This window comes from Streptomyces sp. NPDC059695 (assembly GCF_042733785.1).
GTDB lineage: Bacteria > Actinomycetota > Actinomycetes > Streptomycetales > Streptomycetaceae > Streptomyces.
The window spans coordinates 24,358-44,571 of the sequence record NZ_JBHWFF010000021.1 but is presented as its reverse complement, the minus strand read 5'-3'; the positions used below and the strand labels follow the sequence as shown (position 1 = coordinate 44,571).

Genomic DNA, 20,214 nt, shown 5'->3' with positions numbered 1-20,214 from the left:
ATGGTGACGCGACGGCAGGGGACGGGATCGCTCGACGAGCGCCCTCGTCCCCGCCCGCTCCCTAGTCGACCGCGGGACCCGAGTCGCTCAGCCAGGCCCATTCCGCCCAGCTGGTGAAGCCGGTCTGCCAGCGGTGGTAGACACCGGCGTGGCTGGTGCCGAAGACCTCGATGCGGCCGTCGGCGTTGTTGGCCGCGCCGATCTCGGTGCCACCGCCGCCGAAGGTCTCCCACCCGGAGAAGGCGGCGTTCGGGCCGGTCTGCCAGGAGTGGCTCGCGGTCGCGGAGTTGATCGCGAAGACCTCGACCCGGCCGTCGACCGAGCGCGCGGTGGTCAGCTCGGCGTCGGCGATGCCGCCGGTGCCCGTCCAGGCCGACCAGGAGGCCGGGCCGGTCTGCCAGCGGTGGAAGATCCCGTTCGCGTTGGAGGCGAAGACCTCGAGGCGGCCGTCCTGGTCGTGGCTGACGGCGACGTCGTGCCCGCCGCCGCCGAAGTCCTCCCACGCGGACCAGCCGCCGTTGACCGCCGTCTGGTACAGGTGCCCGAACGTCGTGTCCGACAGGGCGAACACCTCCAGGCGGCCGTCGGGCGCGGTCTCCAGGGCGAGCCGGGCGTTCGCCGGTCCGCCGCCGGCGCCCTCCCAATTCGCCCAGCCTCCGCTGGGCGCCGTCTGCCAGCGGTGGAACACGCCGTCGGCGTTGGAGGCGAACACCTCGATGCGGCCGTCGGCGTTGTTGCCCACGGCCAGCCGGTGGCCGCCGGTGCCGAAGTTGGCCCAGCCGGACCAGCCCGCGCTCGGCCCGGTCTGCCACATGTGGTCGAAGGTGCTGCCCGACAGGGCGAACAGTTCGAGCCGGCCGTCCGCGTTGGCCGCCACCGCCAGCTGCGCGTTGCGCGGGCCGCCTTCGAAACGCCACGGCGACCAGGCGCCGTTCACCGCGGTCTGCCAGGCGTGGTGGACCCCGTCGGCCCCGGCGGCGAAGGCCTCCAGGCGTCCGTCGGCGGACCGCCCGGACACGACGCGGCCCGAGCCGTACGGGTGCCGGGGGCCGGTCGTCATCCCGGACCAGAGGGCGTTGGCGATGAGCGTCGCGTCGCCCGCCTCCACTCCGTACAGGTAGCGCAGGTCCTCCCGCGGGCGCTGGACGTGCCAGCACACCTCGCCGATCGCCTCGTCGTTCCACGAGCCGCCCGGGTACTGCCGTTCCACCTCGTCGAAGAAGGCGTTGGTGGCGTAGACCGGGTCCAGACGCTGCTCCCTGCTGCCCCACCAGTCCTGCTGCTGGAACAGTCCGAGGCTGGTGTAGTCGACGGCCTGGGCGTAGTTGTTCATGCTGCTCTCCACGATGATCGTGGCGATGGCGATCGCCGCGGCCCTCGGGTTGAGCCCGCGGTCCTTGACCGCCTGGGTGACCCTCCGCGCGCAGGACATCTTGTACGCGTCCAGGTAGCCGGCCATCTTCGCGTTCAGCTGCGGGTTGAGCTGGTCGGCGAGGAGGCCGTCGGTGGCCGACGGGCCGGCCGGGTCGCAGGGCACGGTCGGGATGGCGAACCCCTCCGGGCCCGCGAAGTAGCGGGAGACGCCGGCCCGGTCCTTGCCCGGGACCGGTTCGGGCACGGGCCGGGCCGTGGCGGCCGGGGCGACGGCCCCGACGACGAGGGCCCCGGTACCGGCGACGACGGCCAGCCGGGTGAGCACGCGGCGTAATGAGCCTCTGGGCATGGTGGGCCTTTCTGTCACGGGTGGGAGGCGGACGCCGTCGTCACGGTAGGGGCGGGGGCACCGGGGAGGGCATCCGGAACGATCCGGAGTGACAGCGGGGCGGGGCAGGGGAGTCGGGGGTCAGGGCGTGCCGGGTGTGCCCGTGGGGGGCGGCGGTGAGGGGCAGGCGACCGTGCCGGGGCGGACGGACAGCGAGAGCTTCGGGGTCGTCAGGAGGCCGGGTATCTGGAAGTCCTGGGCGGTGCCGGTGATCCGGTCGAACTTGGCGTAGCGCGCCTGGATGCCGAAGCGGTGCTGCGGGCTGTCGAGCGGGTTGGCGACGTACGCGCCGGTGGCGTCCTTGACGGTCCTCACGTCGGCGCCGTTGACGTTGAGGTCGACGACGCCGTCCATGTCGAGGACGCCGGTGGCGCTGCGCAGGTCGAGGACGGTGTTCTCCGTCCTGATCTCCCAGGAGTCCGGGTCGTCGTCGCCGAGGGTGAGGAGCAGGGTGTACGTGGCTCCCGCGATCTGCTGCCGTCGGCTCAGGCAGAGGCCGTTGATGACCCCGTCCGCGAAGCCCATGCGGAGCACGCGCTCGCTGCCGGTGGAGCCGTCGGGCCGTACGACGGTCTGGTCGACGACGGCGGCGCCGTACTGCGTCCCGTACAGACTGCTGGTGGTGAAGTCGACGGGCCGGTCCTGGACGCGGAGGCCGACGGCGAGCGCGCCCGTCGCCATGGCGGAGCCGAGGCCGCCGGCGGCGAGGAGCGCGGGCAGGGCGACGGCGAGGGACCGGCGCCAGTGGGTGCGTCCCTCCTCGCGGACGCTCATGGCGTGGTCACCGTGATCGTTCCGGGGAGGTGGACGGGGTTGTCCGTGGAGTCGAGGGCCGCGTGGTCGTCGACCGTCCGGATCGCGTAGATGTCGCCGGCGAAGTCCTCGGCACCGGCGGTGAGCGGGATGAGGGACCCGAAGAAGTCGAGCAGCCCCTGCACGCCGCAGACCTTGACGAGGACCCGGACACAGACGTTCGTGATGTTCCCCCACATCGTCGTCGTCTCGGCCTTCCCCGCGCTGTCGTAGCCGCCGAGCGAGCCCTCGCCGGGGACGTCGATGGTGACGGTGTGCCCGGCCGCGCGCTGGACCACGTTCATGTGCGAGCGGATCTTGAGCTTGGTGAAGGTGTACTGGGTGGTGGTGCGTGTCGAGCCGTCGGAGAGCCGGATGGTGACGTTCTTCTCGACCGTCATGGAGACGGCGACCATGCTGCCGATGGTGACGCGCAGGGGGTCCGGGGAGGGCAGGAAGGGCACGCCCAGCGGCGCGACCGCGGCGGCCTCGCCCGAGGCGCTGCTCGGCAGGCCCGACCAGAGGGCCGTGCCGAGCGCGAGGAGGAGGGCCGTGACCACGGCGAGGGCTCGCCGGCCGGCCGTCACCCCTCCACCGCCCGGCGGCGCGGCCGTTTGACGCCCCAGCCGACCATCATGGAGCCGCCGAGCACGCCGAGCGTCATGCCGAGCAGGAAGCCGCCCAGGTTGGAGACGACGAGCGAGACGACGGCGAGGACGACGCCGATGAGGCCGAAGGTGTACCGCTGGGCGGGCAGCGCGAGCGGGATGAGGCCGCACAGGATCATCCCGCCGCCGACCAGGTAGCCGGCCACTCCCCCGAAGCCGGTGCTCACGATCAACTGCAGCGAGCTGAGGGAGAACTTGAGGACGGTCCAGCCGCCGGCGACCAGCCACACGGCGCCCCAGAACGGCCGGGTGCGGCGGAAGGCGCGGAACCAGGCGGACGCGTCCCCGGCCCGGCTCAGCATGTGGTCGCCGTTCCCGCGACGACCCTGATCCTCAGGTCGGGCAGGACGAGCGCCCCGGCCATCTCTGCGTCGTACGCGGTGGCGTTCAGTCCGTGGAGCGTGATGGAACTGCCGCCCTCGCCGCCGGCCGAGCCGAGTCCGAAGCCGCCGGGCAGGGCGCCGGTGAGCGGCTTCCCGGCGACGGTGACCTGGTCGGCGGACTGTCCGATCACCGCGTTCTGGAGGGTGGTGGGCCCGTAGGACTGGAGTTCGGTGGCCTGGATGTAGAGGTTGGAGGCGTCGATGTCGGTGGTGAAGGCGGCGGGCGGGGCGCCCGTCACCTTCTGGCCGCCCGTCAGGAGCAGGGAGTACGGCACTCCGGCGATCGTCTGGTGGACGATCCCGCAGAGTCCGGCGAGTCCGGCGCTGGCGAATCCGACGCGGGCCATCGCGGTGGTGGTGGTCGTGGTGCCGTCGGGGCGTCCGACGGCGGGGGTGTTGACGACGGCGCCGAAGCCGCTGCCCTGGACCCCGTTGGTGGTCAGGGTGAAGGGCTGGCCTGTGACGCTGAAGTTGGCGGCGAGCGCGCCCTGCGCGAGGGCGGTGCCGAGGACGCCGATGGCGAGGGCGGAGGGGACGAGGGCGAGGGCGCCGCGTCCCCAGCGGGTGCCGCGGCGGGTGCCGTCGGCGGCCTGGGCGAGCATGCGGGCGTTCCAGTCGGCGGCGGCGCGGCCGCCGACCCGGAGGCCCGCCCGCGCTCCGGAGGCGAGGGGGTTCACGCGGATCCGCTCCCTTCGGGGGCCGGTGTCGTACGGGCGAGGAGGCGGCGCCGGGCGGGCTTCTCCGGCAGCCACGCGAAGGCCATGGAGCCGCCGAGGACCGAGAGGGACATCCCGACGAGCAGGCCGCCGAGGTTGGAGAGCGGGAACGAGGCGACGCCCGCGATGACCGCGATGACGCCTGCCGTGTGGCGCTGCCCGGGCAGCAGCAGGATGAGCAGGGCCATCGCCATGAGGACGACGCCGCCGGCCATCCCCGCGATCCCTCCGACGCCGATCTGGAGGATCTTGCCGAGTGGTGCCATGGGCAGGAAGAAGATGACGAAGCCGCCGAGTCCGGTCCACAGGGCCGCCCAGAACGGCCGGGTGCGGCGCCAGCGGCGGAAGGCCCGTCGGGCGCGGCCCGTGACGGACCCTTCGGTCGGCTCGGGCGGCGGGTCGGTGGTCATGGGAGGCCTCGCAGCGGTCGGTCGGGGTGGTGCGGGTGTCAGGCTCCGCAGGTCCTGTCGCCGTGGGCGACCGCGATCGCGAGGTCCGGGAGGGTGAGGGCGCCGGCGATCGTGGCGCCGTTGGCGTCGGCGTTGAGGTTCTTGATGTCGGTCCGGCCGCCGGTGGCGTCGAGGCCGAACTGGCCCGGGGTGCCGTCGTCGATTCCGGTGCCCTTGATCCCGGCGCCGTCGGCGGCGGCGCCGATGACGTTCGGGGTGGTGTCGCTCGCGTTGAGCGTCGCCGTGGCCGCCTTCAGCGCCTGGGCGTCGAGCACGAGCTTGTTCGCCTGGAGGCCTGCTCCGGCGACGAGCTGGTCGCTGGTGAGCGGGGTGGCGGCGGCGGGCGAGGAGATGTTGAGCGACCAGGTGCCGAGGCTGCCGATCACCGGGAGGTTCACCGACTGCACGGCGTGGACGCAGATGCCGTCGAGGCCCGCCTTGGCGATGCCGACCTCGGCGGCGCCCTTGGACCCGCCGGCGTCGATGGTGTGCATGACCGCGCCGATGCCCTGCGGTGCGGCGACCGTCTTGGAGCTGAGGGTGAAGGGGACGCTCGTGAGCGAGAGGTTCGCGGCGAGCGCGCCCTGGACCATGGCGGTGGCCATGGCGGCGATGGCGGCCGTCGCGGGTACGGCGAGGAACGCCGATCTCCGCCAGCGGGTGACGCCCCGGGTCTCGTGCTGCATCTGAATCTCCAACCGTCGTGCCGCACCGGTCGAATGACACTTCGCGGCCTCATGTCCGAGAATTGGACAGCTTCCAAAGAAGTGTCAACACTTCTGACAATCCTGAGACTTTTTCCCGCTGGACTAGGCTTGCCCGATGCCACGGTTCAGGGAGACGGTCCGGACACTGCTGCGCGAGCGCCTCCTCGACGCCGCGTACGAGGCGGTCGCGGACCGCGGCTTCGACAAGCTGCGCATGTCCCACCTGGCCGGCGCGGTCGGCGTCAGCCGGCAGACGCTGTACGCGGAGTTCCCCTCCAAGGAGGCCGTCGGCGAGGCCCTGTTCCAGCGCGAGCTGGAGCGCTGCCTCGTTGGCATCCAGCAGGGCCTGGACGCCCACCGGGACGACCTGCGCGCGGCCGTCGAGGCCGCCGTCGGCTTCACCCTGACGCTGGCCGCGCGGAACCCCCTGATCAGGGCCATGCTGACCAGCACCGGCGAGGACGGGCTCCTCCCGTACCTCACGACCCGGTCCGCGGCGGCCTTCGGCACCGCGACCGCGATGGCCGGCGCGTACGCCACGGAGGCTTGGCCCTCGGTCGACCCGGTGGCCCGCGAACTGGCCGTGGACGCGGCGGTCCGGCTGACCGCCAGTCACATCGTCCAGGCCGGCCCCTCCCCCGAGGAGTCGGCCCGGCGCATCGCGGACACCGTGCTCCGGATCGCCCTGAGCACGGGCCGGGAACGGATCCCGTAGGAGTGGTCAGGGGCCCGGCCCCCGGTAGTCCTCCAGGACGGGCCGGTTGCCGATGTCCGGTGACGCGGAGACCGGGAAGGCCCGGACGCCGGCCCGGCCCTGGATCCGGTCGAGCCTGCCCCAGCCGTACGCCCGGGAGTCGTCCGACAGGTCGGGGTTGTCGCCCAGGTAGAAGAACGCGCCCTCGGGCACGGTCCGCAGCCCGGGCCGCGCCGACCGGGTGCCGTCCGGCCCGCAGCAGGCGCTCGTACGGTGCGCCTGCGCCGCCCACTGGGGCGCCACCACCCGGCGCACGGGCCCCCGGCCGCCCTCCTGGAGGAGGACCTGGAAGGGCTCGTCCGGCGTGGACACGATCGCCACCCGGTCGCCCGGCAGGGCGATCACCCGCTTCACCAGGAGGGCGTCCTTCCCGGTGGCCCGCAGCAGCACCACGTCGAAGCGGCGCGCCCCGCCCGCCGAACCCGGGGCGACGAGGATCCGGTCTCCCTGGTGGAGGGTGGGCGTCATGCTGGTGCCGTCGACCCGGACGCCGAGGGCCGTGACGGCGACCCCGGCGAGGAGGCAGAGCAGGACACCGGTGCAGAGGACGGCCCCGGCCGCCCGGCGCGCGTTCACCGGCACCCCGTGCGGTCCGGCGGCCGGGGGCCTGGGGACCGGTCGATTTCGGTCATGGCGGGACGGTAGGCCGGGCGCCGGGCGGCGGCTGTGACCGTACCGCTCAGGGTTGTTGACCGCGTGTCTGATAGGACCGGGGCGTCTCACCGGTCCAGCGCCTGAACGCCCGGTGGAAGGCGCTGGGTTCGGAGAAGCCGAGCTGCCGGGACAGCCGCTCGATGGACACCCGGCCGCCGGTCAGCTCGGCGATGGCGTGGTCGCGCCGCACCTGGTCGCGGAGCCGCTGGTACGTCGTCCCCTCGGCGGCCAGTTGACGCCGCAGGGTCTGCGGGCTGACGGACAGGAGGTCGGCGAGCTCCTCGGGCGTCGGAACCGGCCCGCCGGGCAGGGCCCGCCCGATGAGGTGCCGCACCCGGCCGGTCGCCGTACTCCTGTGATCGGCGCGGACCAGCACGTCGGCCGGGGCGCGCCGGAGGAAGGCCCTGAGCGCCGCCGCGTCCCGCAGGACCGGTTCGTCCAGGTCCGCCCGGTCGAAGACGGCGGCGGTCCGGTCCGCGCCGAAGACGCAGGGCACGCCGAAGAGCGGGGCGTACTCGCGGGCGTGCGGGGGCTCGGGGTGGACGAACTCGACCCGCCGAAGGCCGATCCGGCGCCGGACGAGCCAGCCGGCGAAGCGGTGCGCCACGAGGACGGTGGACTCGGCGCCGAAGTGGAGGGGGTCGTCGTAGCCGGAGACGTCGAACTCCATCCGCGCCTCGTCGGTTCCGCAGGTCCCGCCCGCGCCGGGTTCGAGGAGCCGGAAGCGCGGTCCCGCCGGGAAGAGGGCGTAGAAGGTCTGGGCGCGTCGCAGCGCCTCGCGGAGGTCGCGGCTGCCGTGGACCGCCACATGGGCCATCATCGCGAAGGTCCCGACCTTGCTGGGCGCGCCGCCGAAGCCGATCAGCTCGTCGTCGAGCGTGGCCCACAGCGTTCTGACGAGCTGTCCGAACTGGTCGGCGGGGACCCTGGCCGGGGGCGTCTCCAGGAGGGCGGAGGGCAGTCCGGCGCGGGCGAGGAGCGGCCCCGGGGCGACGCCGCGCCGCTCGGCGCCGAGCAGGACGGCCCGTAGGTGATGGGTGCTGACCGACGAGTTCACCGAAGCTAGACACTTTCATCGAAGGATGTCCAGATCCAGACACTCTACTCAGAACTGTAAGGCGGCCGAAGTACGCATCCTGTGAACGGGACACAGCTCACAGCCGTACCGTCGGGTGCCGGCACACACCCGTGCCCGTGCACAGCGAGCGACAAAGGGGCAAGTACATGAGCGGAGTGGCACGCCGGACGGTGGTCGCGGCGGCGGGAAGCGCGGGCCTCGCGGCGGCACTCGCCGCCTGCGGGGACGGCGCGGACGGCAAGAGCGCGGCGGCTCCGGAGGGAACGGCGATCGCGCGGACCGGGGACATCCCGGTGGGCGGCGGGAAGATCCTCGCCGACAAGGGCCTGGTGATCACCCAGCCCAAGGCAGGCGAGTTCAAGGCCTTCTCCTCGAAGTGCACCCATCAGGGATGCGCCGTGAGCAGCATCCAGGACGGCGTCATCGTCTGCCCCTGCCATCAGAGCCACTTCGACATCTCGGACGGCAGCGTGAAGTCCGGCCCGGCGCCCGCGCCGCTGCCGCCGGAGCCGATCCAGGTGGTGGGCGAGGAGATCAGCCCCGGCTGACGGCGCCCCCCGGACTCCGGGGCGCCTTCCAGCACCCCAGCACCTCGTCCGTCGTGGTGATCGTGGCGACGAGCGCGAGCGTGTTCCGGATCATCGCGGGGGTGTAGTCGGCCGGCACCCCCGCGATGGCGTCCCCGGGCACCACGACCGTGTAGCCGAGGTTCACCGCGTCGAACACGGCGTTGGGCACGGCCACGTTCGCGGAGACCCCGGTGACGATCAGCGTGCGGCAGCCGAGGTTGCGGAGGAGGGCGTCGACGTCGGTGCCCGCGAGCGGCGAGAGCCCGTGCAGCCGCCGGACGATCAGGTCCTCGTCGGTGACCTCGATCGGTTCGGCGATCCGGACGGCCGCGCTGCCGCTGTGCTGCTGCACGGGCAGCCGGGCGGCGGCCGCGAAGAGCCGGGCGTTGCTGTTGGCGCCCCGGCCGTCGGGGCGCCGCTCGGCGACGGCGTGGATCACCTGGACGTCCGCCGCGTGCGCGGCGGCGACGAGCCGGGCGACGTTGCCGAGGGCGCCCGACGCCCGGGCGACGGCGGCCAGTTCGGGCAGGGCGCTGTCCGGACCGACGACACCCCGCTGACACTCGACGGTGAGCAGGACGACTCCGCCGTCCGGACGGATCCGCTCCCCGAGCCGTTCTCTCGGACTCTCTCCCATGGTCTCCCCCTTGCACGCGCGCGGATGGCCCTCCATGCTTTCTGACGTCTCATCAGAAATCCAGAAGGGTGCGGACGATGACCGTCGCACAGCGCCGCGGACGCCGGATCATGATGACCCCGGCCGAGCTCGACTCCTTCCTCGCCGAGCAGCGCACCTGCCGGGTCGCGACCGTCTCCGCCGACGGCCGCCCGCACGTGAGCGCGCTCTGGTTCGTCTGGGACGGCTCCTCGCTGTGGCTGTACTCCCTGACGCGCAGCCGCCGCTGGGCGGAACTGCGCGCCGACCCGAGGATCGCCGTGGTGGTGGACGACGGGGAGGAGTACGGGGAACTGCGCGGAGTGGAGCTGTCCGGGACGGCCGTCTTCGTCGGCGAGGCACCGAGGACCGGGGAGCCGTGTCCCGAGCTCGACGTGCCCGAACAGCTCTTCCCCGCCAAGAACTTCGGCCTGGACACCATGCCGCACGACGGCCGGCACGCCTGGCTCCGGCTGACCCCGGACGCCATCGCGTCCTGGGACTTCCGCAAGCTCGCGGACCTCTGACGCGCGCCTCCCGGCCTCAGCTCGCCAGGGGCTCCGCCGCCGCCCGCAGCGCCGCGACGACGGCCCGTACGGAGGGGCGGCGGCCCGCGTCGGCGCGCCAGGTGGCGTAGATGTGGCGCCGGACCTGCTGGCGGACGGGGACGAAGACGACACCCTCCGGCACCGGACGCCCGAGCCGGGGCGTGACGCACACGCCGAGTCCGGCCGCGACCAGGGCCAGCTGGGTGTGGTGCTCCCCGGCGAAGTGCCCGATGCGCGGCTCGATGCCCTGCGAGCGCAGCGTGAACATGAGCCAGTCGTGGCAGAACTCGCCCTCGGGCCAGGAGACCCACTCCTCGTCGGCGAAGTCCTCCAGGCCCACCGCGTCCCGTCCGGCGAGCGGGTGTCCGGCGGGCAGGGCCACGTCGGCGGAGTCGTCGAGCAGGTGGGCGCGCTCCAGGCCGCCGGGGACGGGTGCGCGCTTGTTGCTCCAGTCCAGGACGATCGCCAGGTCGGCGTCACCGCGCAGGACCGCCCGCACACCCGGCTCCGGCTCCCGTTCCGTCGTACGGACGCGGAGCTCGGGATGGCCGGCGCGCAGGGCGGCGAGCGCGGCCGGGAAGAGTCCGCGCGCCGCCGTCGGGAAGGCGGTGAGCCGCACCTCGCCCACCACCCGGCCCCGCTGGGCCTCGATGTCGGCCTGGGCCATCTGGACCTGGGAGAGGATCCGGGCGGCGTGCTCGGCGAGCAGCAGCCCGGCGTCGGTGAGCCGCACGCCCCGGCCGTTCTTGGCGAGCAGCTGCTGCCCCACCTCGCGCTCCAGCTTGGAGAGCTGCTGGGAGACGGCCGAGGTGGTGACGTGCAGGCCGTCGGCCGCGCCGCTGACCGAACCGTGCCGGGCGAGGGCATCGAGGGTGCGCAGACGCTCCAGGTTCAACATGTAAGCGATACTAAGGGGAGGGGTCGAGGAATTCTCGCTTGTTCTAAGACATCGCTCCCGTCACCCTGAGTGCATGAGCCCCGCAGCCCCGCCCTCGCCGCCCTCCCCGTCCTCCGTCTCCGCCGCCGCCTCCGCTCCCCGCCTGCTCGACTGGCGCGCCCGGTTCGGCGCCCTCGCCCTGATCTGGGGCTTCAGCTTTCTCTTCATCAAGGTCGGCACAGAGGGCTTCGCGCCCTTCCAGGTCACCTTCGGGCGGCTCCTGTTCGGTACGGCGGTGCTGGCCGTCGCGATCGTCGTGAAGCGCGACCGGCTGCCGCGCGGGGCCCGCGTCTGGGGCCACCTGACGGTCGCGGCCTTCCTGCTCAACGCGCTGCCGTTCTCGCTCTTCGCGTACGCGGAGCTGACCATCCCCTCCACCCTGGCGGGCATCTGCAACGCGACGACGCCGCTCTGGGGCATGCTGCTCTCGCTCGTGGCGCTCTCCGAGGACCGCCCGACCCGGGTCCGCGCGGCCGGTCTGGGCATAGGCTTCATCGGCGTCCTCACCGTGCTCGGCGCCTGGCAGGGCTTCTCCGGCCTGGACGTGACGGGCACGGCCCTGGCCCTGCTCGCCTCCTTCAGCTACGCGGTCGGCTGGATCTACGTCCGCAGGACCCTCAGCGGAACGGGCGCCTCGAACCTGTCGCTCGCGGGCTCCCAGGTGGGACTCGCGACGCTGCAGCTGGCCGTGGTCACACCGCTGTTCACCTCGGCCCCGGAGTCGGTCGAGGTCGTGCCGCTCCTGGCCGTGATCGCGCTCGGCGCGCTCGGTACGGGGTACGCGATGCTGCTGCAGTACGGCGTCGTCGCGGAGGTCGGGCCGACGACGGCCGCCATGGTCACGTACTTCATCCCGGTGATCGCCACGGCGGCGGGCGTCGCCCTGCTCGACGAGCGGCTCACCTGGAACACCCCGGTGGGCGCGCTCGTGGTCCTGGCGGGCGCGGCCCTCACCCAGACCCGTTCGTCCCGCCGCACGACCCTCCCGGCGAAGACCCCGGAGACCACCGCCGTGAAGCCGGCGACCACCGCCCTGACGCCGGAGACCACGGCTGTGGCGCCGGAGACCATTGTCGCGAGGCCGGCGACCGCGCCCGTGGGCGCGCCCGCGCCCACCCCCGTACACGCCGCGGCGTCCGCGCGGGCGGGCGCCCTCGACTGAGGCGCCGCCCGAACGGCGGGCGCGCGGGCCGCCGGCGGGCGCCTCTCCCTCTCCCGTGTCACTCTCCGTGACTCCCGTGGAGGCGAGGTCGTTCCCCGGGCATGAACCTCACCACGATCCCCCGCACCCTCGTCGCCGCCCTCGCCGTGGCAGGCGCCTTCCTCGGCTTCGCCGGCCCGGCCCAGGCCGCGGCCACCGCCGGTGCCGTGACGGCCGTCGCCCCGATGGACGGCCCGGAGCCGGTCGAGCTCGACGAGCTGGGCCTCCCCGACCTGCTGGAGGACTGACGCCACGGCGGGGCACGGGAACGGCCGGACACCACGAGGGCGGTGTCCGGCCGTTCCGCGCGCGGTGGGCGTCAGCCCCCGTCCTGGCGACCGCCCCCGAAGAGCGCCTGCAGGGCGTCGACGGCACTGCCGTCGTGATCGCTCCCCGCCGTACCGCTGCTGCCGTACTGGACGTTGGCCGCGCGGTCGACCTCCACGACGGAGTCGGCGTGCGAGTTGTCGACGACGGTCAGCAGGCTGCCGCCCGCCGCGGCGGGCGCGGCGCCCGCCGCGAGGAGGACGGCGGCCAGACCGAGCGCCTTGAGCGGCGCCCTGACCGCGGCCGCCCCCGGCGCGGATCCGTACGGCACCTGGCGCGGAATCACCGGGCTCACGCGCCGACCCGCTCGGGAGCCGACTGGTGGCGGGCGATGTTCCGCTCCAGGAGCCGCGTCGAGGCGGCGACCCCGACACCGCTCTCGGGGTCGAAGGACGGCAGCCGGCCGTTGGCCCGCTTCAGCTCGACGAGTGCCGAGTCCATCGCCTCGTGCGCCGCGAAGAGACAGGGCGTGCTGTAGATGGCCACGTCCACGCCGAGTTCGGAGAGTTCGTCCAGGGAGAGCCGCGGCGACTTGCCTCCGGCGATCTGGTTGAAGAGCAGCGGCTTGCCGCCGACCACCTCGCGGATGCGGTGGATCCACTCGACGCTGCGCACGCCGTCCACCAGGACCACGTCGGCGTCGGTCGCCGCCAGGCACTCCGCGCGCCGCAGGATGTCGGCCTCGTCCGTGGCGTCCGTCCTGGCCACGACCACCATGTCCCGGCGGGTGGCCAGCACCATCTGCAGCTTGGCGAGGTACTCGTCGAGCGGCAGCACCTGCTTGCCGTCCGCGTGCCCGCACCGGCGCGGCCGCTTCTGGTCCTCCAGGATGACGCCCGAGGCGCCGATCCGCTCCAGGCCCTCCACCACGTGGCAGGCCACCTCGGGGTCGACGTAGCCGTCGTCGATGTCCACGAGCAGGTGGTGGCGGGGGAAGGCGCCGCGCAGCCGCTGCACGAACGCCACCATGTCCGGCCAGGCGATGAAGCCGATGTCCGGGAGCCCGTAGTACGAGGCGGCGAAGCCGAACCCGGAGACGAACATCCCGTCGTAGTGGTCGGCGGCGACGGAGGCCGAGTACATGTCGTACACGCCGATCAGCGGGGTCGTCCCGGGGGCCGCGACGGCCTCGCGCAGACTGCTTCCGTAACTCAAGGGGTGACTCCTGGTCATCTCGGGAAACACGGCATCGGTGCGGAACCGCCGCAACACGGCGGGCCTTTACCAAAACCTGATGGTTTCCTGAGACACCGGCGAACATCTCCCTACGAGGGCTTTACTCACTCTCCAGGCGTAGCGCATTCACCGGCGAAACGTCACTTGTGCGGGGAACGGCCTTGCGCCGCAGCCCAGATGGGACCTATCCGTAGCTGCGCGCCGGTGCCGGGCCCGCCGCGCGGGCCACCGCGTCGGCCAGCGCCTCGACGTCCGCGACGGCGAGGCCCGAGACGGTGAGCCGGACGGCCGGTCCCGTGTCCATGCGGAAGCGGGCACCCGGCGCGACCGCCCAGCCGGCGGCGAGGAGCCGGGCCACCGCGCCGGTCTCGTCGGTCACCGGCACCCAGACGTTCATGCCGCCGCGCCCGTGCGCCTCGACGCCGCGCCGGGCCAGGGCCCGCACGAGCCCGTCGCGCCGCCTCCCGTACGCGCGCGCGACGTGGGCCGGGTCGACGGCGCCGGTCACCCAGAGGTGGGCGACGGCCTGCTGGAGCAGCCTGCTGACCCAGCCGGGGCCGAGCCGCTGCCGCCCCAGCACCCGGTCGACGGTCTCGGCGTCCCCGGTGAACGCGGCGATCCGCAGGTCCGGCCCGTACGCCTTGGCGACCGAACGGACCAGGACCCAGTGGTCGGTGACGCCGGCCAGCGGATGGAGGGGCTGCGCGACGATGCCGTGCCCGTGGTCGTCCTCGACGAGCAGGACGCCGGGGTGGGCCGCGAGGACCCGCCGCAGCGCGCGGGCACGCTCCTCGGTGACACAGGCCCCGGTCGGGTTCTGCGCCCGGTCGGTGACGATCACGGCGCGCGCGCCGTCCTGGCGGATCGCGCGCTCGACCGCCTCCGGGAGGGGCCCCTCGTCGTCGACGGCGACCGGCACCGGGCGCAGTCCGAGCGCGGGCACCAGGTCGAGGAGGCTGCCCCAGCCCGGGTCCTCGACGGCGACCGCGTCGCCGGGCCGCAGGTGCACGGCGAGCACCCGCTCGACGGCGTCGAGGGATCCCGAGGCGACGCCGACGGGCCCGGCGGGCACCCCGTCCGCGTCGAAGGCGGCGCGCGCGAGGCGCCCGAACTCCTCGTCGACGGGGGCTTCTCCGTACATGCCGGGCCGTTCGGCGGACCTCCGGGCGACCTCCTCGAAGGCCTCCGCGAGGGACGGCAGCAGGGCGGGGTCGGGGTTGCCCTTGCTCACGTCGCGGACCCCGGCGGGCGCCTCCACCCGGATCGAGCCGCGCGCGGTCGTGGCGGGCCGTGGCCGCACGCGACTGCCGCGCCGGCCGTCCGTCTCGATGACCCCGCGCTCGCGCAGGGTGCGGTAGGCGGCCGCGACGGTGTTGGGATTCACGCCGAGGGCGCTCGCCAACTCCCGCATGGGCGGTAGCAGTTGGCCGGGCTGGAGCGCGCCGGCAGCCACGCCCCGCTCGACGCTGGCGGCGATGTCCGATGCGCGACGGCCTTCGATCCGATACTCTCCTAGCACAAACATGATTATGCACTAGTGCAATGGAGTACGCAATGAGCGCCGCCGCCGACACGAGCACCGCGACCGAGACGTCCGCGCCGGGCGAGGCCTACACGCCGACCGACCGGACCGTGCCCACGCGTTCCCGTGAGCGCGCCTCGTACGACAGGGAGCTCGTCCACTCGATACTCGACGAGGCCTACGTCTGCCACCTCGGCTTCGTCCGCGACGGCGCCCCGGTCGTCCTCCCGACCCTCTTCGGCCGGGTCGGCGAGCGCCTCTACGTCCACGGCTCCACCGGCTCCCGGCCGCTGCGGGCGGCCGGCGACGGCGCGTCGGCCCCGGGCCTGCCGGTCTGCCTGACCGTGACGCACGTCGACGGCCTGGTGCTCGCCCGCTCCGCGTTCCACCACTCGCTCAACTACCGCTCGGTCGTCGTCCACGGCACCGCCCACCAGGTCACCGACCCCGAGGAGCTCAGGACCGCCCTGGACGCCCTCGTCGACCACGTCGTCCCGGGCCGCTCGGCCGACTCGCGCCCCGGGAACGCCAAGGAGCTCGCCGCCACCGCCGTGATCCGGCTCGACCTGGAGGAGGTCTCGGCGAAGGTGCGCACCGGCGGGCCCAACGACGACGCCGAGGACCTCGCCCTCCCCCACTGGGCCGGTGTGGTCCCGGTGCGGGGCGGGTACGGCACGCCGCTCCCGGCCGAGGACCTCGACCCGTCGGTCGCCGTGCCCGGCTACCTCACCTCGCTCTGACGCGGAGAGGGCGAACCGACCATGCTGATCCACCCCTGGGACGCCGCGCACGACGAGGGCGAGTGGCGCGACTGGCTCTCCCGGCACGACTTCGGCCAGCTCGCCGTCAACGGCCAGGACGGCGAGCCGCCGTGGGTGCAGCCGACGCACTTCCGGTACGACCCCGAGCCCGGCCCCTACGGCAGGGCCCTGGTCCACCTGGCCCGCCCGAACCCGCTCTGGCGCGCCCTGGAGGCGAACCCGGCGGCGCTCCTGAGCGTGGTCGACGACTACGTCTACGTCCCGGGGCACTGGACGGCCCCCGAGGGCGCCCCGTCGGAGCACGGCACCCCGACCTCGTACTACACGGCCGTCCAGCTGCGCTGCACCGCGCGCGTGGTGGACGATCCGGCGGAGAAGGCGGCCCTGCTCAACCGCCAGGTCGCCCGCTTCCAGCCGGAGGGCGGCACCGCGCCCGTGGCCCCCGGCGAGGCCCCGTTCGGCAGGCTGCTGTCGGGGATCCGGGTGCTGAGCCTGGAGGTGACCGACGTACGGGCGAAGTTCAAGTACGCGGGCAACAAGCCGCGCGAGGTCCGGGAGCGGGTCTCCCGGCGCCTCGCGGAGCGGGCCGGCCCCGGCGACCTGAACGCCCGGTCCCACCAGATCCGGCGCCACGCGGACGGATGACGCACCGGGGGCGGGAGGGTCACCGGGAATCCCGCCCCCGACGGGCCCTAGACCGCCACGGGCTCCCGCCTGCGCGCCCGCGCCGCCGTGCGCGCCTCGGCGAGGGCCAGCCCCGTCACGGCGGTGAGGAGCAGCAGCGTGCCGAGCACGATCGCGGCGGTGAGCCGCTCGCCGAGGAGCGAGACCGCGATCAGGGCCGCGCTGACCGGCTCCAGGAGCATGATCACGGAGACGGTGGCGGCCCGGACGACGGCCGCGCCGGCGAAGTACAGCGCGTAGGCGAGCGCGGTCGGCACCGCCGCCACGTAGACCAGGAGCAGTACGACGCTCAGCGGCGCGTCCGTGTGCGGGACGAGCCCTTCGGCGAGCGCGGCGGGCAGCAGCCCGACCGCGCCGATCGCGAAGGCCCACGTGGTCGTCGCCAGGGCGTCCGCGCCGCCGCCGTCCCGGCCGAGCCACCGGGTGAGCAGGGTGATCGCCGCGTATCCGGCCGCCGAGACGACCGCGAGGACGACACCGAGCGGCCGCACCTCCGCCGCCCCGCCGCCCAGCACGAGCACGAAGAGCCCGGCGAGCGCACCGGCGACGGCGCCGACCCCGCCGCGCCCGAGGCGCTCGCCCATGGTGAGCCGGGCGCCGATCGCGATCATGACGGGGCCGGCTCCCAGGGTGACGACGGTGCCGACCGCGAGGCCGGTGGCCTCGACGGCGGCGAAGTAGGCGCTCTGGAAGACGGTGAGACCGATCCCCGTGCCGAGGATGCGGGCCGTCCGCCGGCCCCGCGACTCCCCCTCGGTACGAACGGCGGTACGGGCGGCGCTGCGGGCGCCGGTGCGGCGGGACCGCAGCGCCAGCGCCCCGAGCAGCAGGACGAGGCCGCCGACGCAGCGCCAGAAGGAGAGGGCCAGCGGGCCCATGTCGCTGACGCGGAAGATCAGCGAGGCGGCGGCGCCGGCCGTGCCCCAGGCGATGCCGGCGACGATCAGATAGAGGAGGCTCCGCCCGGTGGACAGGGCGGGACCCGAGGAGTTCGACACGTGGGTGCTCCGTGGAAGACGGGAGGGAAGGGTGGTCGCTGGGCTCCGCGCGGGGGCAGCGACGAACCGCTCGGGGGCGAAGGAGTCGCCCGGCCGAGCCCGGTCTTCGTCGAGGAGGGTCCTCCGCGCGCTAGGCGGCGGGGGGCGGAAGCACGGTCGAATGCATGATCGGCACCTTAGGGGGCGGTCCGGCCGGAGGACAACTCCGCGTCCCGCTCCGTGGAACCGGCCGCGGCGACCGCCGCACCGGAGCCGGCGACCGGCCCCGACGGGGGCGCCTTCGGCGTCGAGGACTGGGCGATGAAGGCCCCGACGAGGACCACCGCACCGCCGATGATCTGCGGCGCCCCGAGGTGCTCGCCGAGCAGGACCCAGGCCAGGACGGTCGCGATGACCGCCTCCAGGCAGGCCACGACCCCCGCCACCTGCGGGGAGAGCCTGCGCACCGAGATGACCCCGGTGACGTACGCGAGGACGGTGGCGATCAGCACGATCCAGCCGAGCAGCAGCCACGCGGGCACGCTGGTCCCGTTCATGTCGGCACGGCCGCCGAGGACGGCCCAGTCCATGCCCCAGGGCCGGGACACGACGGTGAGGACGAGCGCGCCGATGAGCAGCCCGTACGCGATGACGCCCACCGGGTCGGCCCGCTCGGCCTCGTCGGCCCCGTCGGCTCCCTGGTCGGAGAGGACGAAGTAGCCGACCTGGCAGCAGGCGGCGGCGAGGGCCAGGAGCAGGCCGAGGACGTCGAAGCTCAGGCCGGACCAGACCTGCACGACGCACGCGAGGCCGCCGGCGGCGAGGACGACGCCGAGGGCGGCGGCGCGGGTGACGGGACGGCGCTGGACGAAGCGGACCCAGCCGAGGACGAGGGCGGGGGCGAGGTACTCGATGAGCAGGGCCACGCCGACGGGGATGCGGGAGAGCGAGGCGAAGTAGAAGGCCTGGACTCCGGCGACGGCGAGCAGGCCGAAGCCCACGAGGAGCGCGGGTTTGCGGCGCAGGAGGTCCCGGTGGCGCCAGGCCACGGGCAGCAGGACGAGCGCGGCGCCGGCGACCCGGAGCCACACCACGTGGAGCGGGTCGAGTCCCGCCTCGATGAGCGGCTTGGCAGCCACTCCTGAACCACCGAATGCGAAGGCCGAGGCCAGGGCGAGTCCCAGGCCGGCGCTTCTCCCCTGAGACGCGTGCATCGGGCCATCATGACAGGACGCCGTCAGGGCCGTAACCCCCGTTACACCTGTTGAGACGGCTCCTCGTCGCGGGCGGCCGCGAGACCCTCGATCCGGGCGGTCAGCGCGTCCGCATCGACCCCGGCCCGACGGAGCACCTCGACGGCCCGGCTCTCGGGATCGGCGGCGACCGCGGCGAGCAGATCGAGGCCGCGGGCCTGCGTCTCGCCCCGGTCGGCGGCCCGCCGGAAGGCGCCCTCCAGGGCCGCGGCCGCCGCCGGCGACCAGGGGGAGGTGCGGGATCCCGGGGGCTCGGTCCCGCGCGCGGCGGGAAGCAGGCGCCGGGTCGCGGACTCCTCGTCCGAGCGCTGCCAGCGCAGGCCGTAGCCGATGGACCGCTGGACGAGGTAGCCGAGGACGCGGGCGAGCTGGTGACCGCTCTCGAAGGCGGCGCCGACCTCGGGGTCGGACTCGACGAGCGCGTGCAGGAGGTGGGCGGTGTCGATCTGGCGGTCGCCGTCCCTGAGGGCCCTGCGGCGCGCGGCCGACGCGACCGCCGCCAGCGAGGGCGTGAGGAAGGGCGCGAGCTCCGCGCGCGGGGCGGCGGGCGACGGGAGCGGCTGGGAGCGCGGGACGGGATGGTGCACCCTCCCACCTCATCAGGCCGGGGCGGCCGGAACATCACCGGGGAGAAGCATGTCCGCATCCCACCGGAGTTGGGCACGCCCGCACGGTTCCTCCTCCTTACGGATGAGATCGCGCGTGTCGCCCCCCGAGGGGCGCGCGCCGCCTTGCTTTACGCCCCCACCGCAACCACGGACCCCCCTCCGCTCGTCCTCCGGTCGTGTTCTGGATGGTGGCGCTGCTCTCGCGCGACGGGCGGCAGTACGTGTACCGGGTGTACGCACCCCGGGACGCGCTGCCGGCCGATCTGTTCTGGGCGGCGTTCCACTGCCACGAGGAGGACGGGGCGCCGCGGGCCTCGGACAGCTTCGACGCGGCCGAGATCTGGTGGATCGGCGACGGCACGGGACCGGCGACGGCAGAACTGACGGTTCATCAGTATTGAATGTTCACGACCGCCCCGCTACGTTCCGCGACACCGGAACCCAGTTGGCACGCGTGAAGGGGTGGTCTCATGGCCGAAGTCAGCGCGGAGGCACGGATCGAGGCGCCGACCGGAAAGGTCTGGGCGCGGCTCACGGACTTCTCCTCGTACGGCGAGTGGAACGCCACCCACACCAGCTTCCCGAACGGCGGCCCGGCCGCACTGGAGGCCGGCGCCACCTTCACCGAGAACATGAAGCTGATGGGCTTCCCCGCCGAGGTCCTCTGGACGGTGGAGGAGCTGGAGTCCGAGCGGGCGTTCGCCATCCGGGGCAAGGGCCCGATGGGGGTCGTCGTCACCACGCGCTACTCGCTGGCGGCGGACGGGGAGGCCACGACGGTACGGATCGACGGGGAGTTCACCGGTGCGGCGGTCTCCCTGATGGCGGGCAAGCTCAGGGACTCGGCGACGGCGGCGCTGACCGAGTCCCTGCGCAAGCTCTCGGGCCTGGTGGCCTGACCGTACCTCCGGAGAATACGGCCGGGGGCGCGGGGCGGGGGGCGTGGGGGGCCCCCCGCTCGGGGGGGGGGGGGCCGGGGGGCCGGGGCGGGGGGGGGGGGGCCCGCGCCCCCCCCCCCGCGGGGGGGGCGCGC

At 74.1% G+C, this 20,214-nt stretch carries 26 protein-coding genes; 9 read left to right on the top strand and 17 right to left on the bottom strand.

Annotation, left to right across the window (positions count from 1 at the left end; genetic code table 11):
- Positions 1 to 61: 61 nt before the first annotated feature.
- The 7 genes from ACFV2S_RS25005 to ACFV2S_RS24975 form a co-directional block, all read right to left on the bottom strand.
- The gene (locus ACFV2S_RS25005) at positions 62 to 1,723 is read right to left on the bottom strand and encodes a peptidase M23 (protein WP_385563155.1); all 1,662 of its coding nucleotides are present in this window, start codon (positions 1,721 to 1,723) and stop codon (positions 62 to 64) included.
- A 120-nt stretch (positions 1,724 to 1,843) separates the two neighbouring features.
- Positions 1,844 to 2,536, bottom strand: coding sequence for a DUF6230 family protein (locus tag ACFV2S_RS25000; RefSeq protein ID WP_385563152.1), 693 nt, complete (start codon positions 2,534 to 2,536; stop codon positions 1,844 to 1,846).
- The gene (locus ACFV2S_RS24995) at positions 2,533 to 3,141 is read right to left on the bottom strand and encodes a hypothetical protein (RefSeq protein ID WP_385563149.1); all 609 of its coding nucleotides are present in this window, start codon (positions 3,139 to 3,141) and stop codon (positions 2,533 to 2,535) included. Before ACFV2S_RS24995 ends, ACFV2S_RS25000 begins: the two co-directional genes overlap by 4 nt.
- Positions 3,138 to 3,524, bottom strand: coding sequence for a DUF6114 domain-containing protein (locus ACFV2S_RS24990; RefSeq protein ID WP_385563146.1), 387 nt, complete (start codon positions 3,522 to 3,524; stop codon positions 3,138 to 3,140). Before ACFV2S_RS24990 ends, ACFV2S_RS24995 begins: the two co-directional genes overlap by 4 nt.
- Positions 3,518 to 4,282 (bottom strand): DUF6230 family protein, encoded by a 765-nt coding sequence (locus ACFV2S_RS24985; RefSeq protein ID WP_385563143.1) that lies wholly within the window; start codon positions 4,280 to 4,282, stop codon positions 3,518 to 3,520. Before ACFV2S_RS24985 ends, ACFV2S_RS24990 begins: the two co-directional genes overlap by 7 nt.
- On the bottom strand, positions 4,279 to 4,731 hold the full coding sequence (locus tag ACFV2S_RS24980) for a DUF6114 domain-containing protein (protein ID WP_385563140.1): 453 nt from the start codon (positions 4,729 to 4,731) through the stop codon (positions 4,279 to 4,281). The genes ACFV2S_RS24985 and ACFV2S_RS24980 overlap by 4 nt, the downstream gene beginning before the upstream one ends.
- A gap of 38 nt (positions 4,732 to 4,769) precedes the next feature.
- Positions 4,770 to 5,456: a DUF6230 family protein gene (locus tag ACFV2S_RS24975; protein WP_385563136.1), complete on the bottom strand. Its 687-nt coding sequence runs from the start codon at positions 5,454 to 5,456 to the stop codon at positions 4,770 to 4,772.
- A gap of 136 nt (positions 5,457 to 5,592) precedes the next feature.
- On the opposite strand from ACFV2S_RS24975, the gene ACFV2S_RS24970 reads away from it, so the two are divergent.
- Positions 5,593 to 6,192 carry a TetR family transcriptional regulator gene (locus tag ACFV2S_RS24970; protein WP_385563133.1) on the top strand — a complete coding sequence of 200 codons (600 nt, stop codon included), beginning with the start codon at positions 5,593 to 5,595 and terminating at the stop codon, positions 6,190 to 6,192.
- A 6-nt stretch (positions 6,193 to 6,198) separates the two neighbouring features.
- On the opposite strand, the gene lepB is transcribed toward ACFV2S_RS24970, so the two are convergent.
- Together lepB and ACFV2S_RS24960 are read right to left on the bottom strand one after the other, a co-directional pair.
- Positions 6,199 to 6,807, bottom strand: a complete 609-nt coding sequence (lepB, locus tag ACFV2S_RS24965; protein ID WP_385563130.1) for a signal peptidase I — start codon at positions 6,805 to 6,807, stop codon at positions 6,199 to 6,201.
- Between the two features lie 103 nt (positions 6,808 to 6,910).
- The gene (locus tag ACFV2S_RS24960) at positions 6,911 to 7,942 is read right to left on the bottom strand and encodes an AraC family transcriptional regulator (RefSeq protein WP_385563127.1); all 1,032 of its coding nucleotides are present in this window, start codon (positions 7,940 to 7,942) and stop codon (positions 6,911 to 6,913) included.
- 167 nt (positions 7,943 to 8,109) lie between these two features.
- On the opposite strand from ACFV2S_RS24960, the gene ACFV2S_RS24955 reads away from it, so the two are divergent.
- Positions 8,110 to 8,511, top strand: a complete 402-nt coding sequence (locus ACFV2S_RS24955; protein WP_385563124.1) for a Rieske (2Fe-2S) protein — start codon at positions 8,110 to 8,112, stop codon at positions 8,509 to 8,511.
- Here ACFV2S_RS24955 and ACFV2S_RS24950 read toward each other — a convergent pair.
- On the bottom strand, positions 8,498 to 9,169 hold the full coding sequence (locus ACFV2S_RS24950; protein ID WP_385563121.1) for a cysteine hydrolase: 672 nt from the start codon (positions 9,167 to 9,169) through the stop codon (positions 8,498 to 8,500). The genes ACFV2S_RS24955 and ACFV2S_RS24950 overlap by 14 nt on opposite strands.
- Before the next feature lie 77 nt (positions 9,170 to 9,246).
- On the opposite strand from ACFV2S_RS24950, the gene ACFV2S_RS24945 reads away from it, so the two are divergent.
- Positions 9,247 to 9,714, top strand: a complete 468-nt coding sequence (locus ACFV2S_RS24945; RefSeq protein ID WP_383796422.1) for a pyridoxamine 5'-phosphate oxidase family protein — start codon at positions 9,247 to 9,249, stop codon at positions 9,712 to 9,714.
- A gap of 16 nt (positions 9,715 to 9,730) precedes the next feature.
- Here ACFV2S_RS24945 and ACFV2S_RS24940 read toward each other — a convergent pair whose 3' ends face one another.
- On the bottom strand, positions 9,731 to 10,633 hold the full coding sequence (locus tag ACFV2S_RS24940) for a LysR substrate-binding domain-containing protein (protein ID WP_383796419.1): 903 nt from the start codon (positions 10,631 to 10,633) through the stop codon (positions 9,731 to 9,733).
- Between the two features lie 73 nt (positions 10,634 to 10,706).
- On the opposite strand from ACFV2S_RS24940, the gene ACFV2S_RS24935 reads away from it, so the two are divergent.
- Complete coding sequence (locus ACFV2S_RS24935) at positions 10,707 to 11,834, top strand: DMT family transporter (protein WP_385563116.1); 1,128 nt, start codon at positions 10,707 to 10,709, stop codon at positions 11,832 to 11,834.
- A 101-nt stretch (positions 11,835 to 11,935) separates the two neighbouring features.
- A complete protein-coding gene (locus ACFV2S_RS24930) occupies positions 11,936 to 12,121 on the top strand; it encodes a hypothetical protein (protein ID WP_382869674.1) in 186 nt (61 codons plus the stop codon).
- Between the two features lie 71 nt (positions 12,122 to 12,192).
- Here the strand turns inward: ACFV2S_RS24930 and ACFV2S_RS24925 are convergent, their stop codons facing one another.
- From ACFV2S_RS24925 to ACFV2S_RS24915, 3 genes are all read right to left on the bottom strand, one after another.
- Complete coding sequence (locus ACFV2S_RS24925) at positions 12,193 to 12,495, bottom strand: hypothetical protein (protein WP_385563112.1); 303 nt, start codon at positions 12,493 to 12,495, stop codon at positions 12,193 to 12,195.
- A complete protein-coding gene (locus tag ACFV2S_RS24920) occupies positions 12,492 to 13,355 on the bottom strand; it encodes an oxaloacetate decarboxylase (protein ID WP_385563109.1) in 864 nt (287 codons plus the stop codon). The genes ACFV2S_RS24925 and ACFV2S_RS24920 overlap by 4 nt, the downstream gene beginning before the upstream one ends.
- A gap of 205 nt (positions 13,356 to 13,560) precedes the next feature.
- On the bottom strand, positions 13,561 to 14,895 hold the full coding sequence (locus ACFV2S_RS24915) for an aminotransferase class I/II-fold pyridoxal phosphate-dependent enzyme (protein WP_385563106.1): 1,335 nt from the start codon (positions 14,893 to 14,895) through the stop codon (positions 13,561 to 13,563).
- A gap of 35 nt (positions 14,896 to 14,930) precedes the next feature.
- On the opposite strand from ACFV2S_RS24915, the gene ACFV2S_RS24910 reads away from it, so the two are divergent.
- Entirely contained in the window at positions 14,931 to 15,638 is a 708-nt protein-coding gene (locus tag ACFV2S_RS24910) for a pyridoxamine 5'-phosphate oxidase family protein (RefSeq protein ID WP_385563103.1), read from the top strand.
- A 21-nt stretch (positions 15,639 to 15,659) separates the two neighbouring features.
- Positions 15,660 to 16,304 (top strand): FMN-binding negative transcriptional regulator, encoded by a 645-nt coding sequence (locus ACFV2S_RS24905; RefSeq protein WP_385563100.1) that lies wholly within the window; start codon positions 15,660 to 15,662, stop codon positions 16,302 to 16,304.
- Positions 16,305 to 16,351: 47 nt separating this feature from the next.
- Here the strand turns inward: ACFV2S_RS24905 and ACFV2S_RS24900 are convergent, their stop codons facing one another.
- The 3 genes from ACFV2S_RS24900 to ACFV2S_RS24890 form a co-directional block, all read right to left on the bottom strand.
- Positions 16,352 to 17,341, bottom strand: coding sequence for a DMT family transporter (locus tag ACFV2S_RS24900; RefSeq protein ID WP_385563097.1), 990 nt, complete (start codon positions 17,339 to 17,341; stop codon positions 16,352 to 16,354).
- A gap of 176 nt (positions 17,342 to 17,517) precedes the next feature.
- Positions 17,518 to 18,534 (bottom strand): DMT family transporter, encoded by a 1,017-nt coding sequence (locus tag ACFV2S_RS24895; protein WP_383796398.1) that lies wholly within the window; start codon positions 18,532 to 18,534, stop codon positions 17,518 to 17,520.
- Positions 18,535 to 18,575: 41 nt separating this feature from the next.
- A complete protein-coding gene (locus ACFV2S_RS24890; protein ID WP_385563093.1) occupies positions 18,576 to 19,160 on the bottom strand; it encodes a Clp protease N-terminal domain-containing protein in 585 nt (194 codons plus the stop codon).
- A gap of 197 nt (positions 19,161 to 19,357) precedes the next feature.
- Between ACFV2S_RS24890 and ACFV2S_RS24885 the strand changes: the two genes are divergently transcribed.
- Together ACFV2S_RS24885 and ACFV2S_RS24880 are read left to right on the top strand one after the other, a co-directional pair.
- Positions 19,358 to 19,582, top strand: a complete 225-nt coding sequence (locus tag ACFV2S_RS24885) for a hypothetical protein (protein WP_385563090.1) — start codon at positions 19,358 to 19,360, stop codon at positions 19,580 to 19,582.
- A 69-nt stretch (positions 19,583 to 19,651) separates the two neighbouring features.
- Positions 19,652 to 20,080 (top strand): SRPBCC family protein, encoded by a 429-nt coding sequence (locus ACFV2S_RS24880; RefSeq protein WP_385563087.1) that lies wholly within the window; start codon positions 19,652 to 19,654, stop codon positions 20,078 to 20,080.
- Positions 20,081 to 20,214 lie beyond the last annotated feature (134 nt).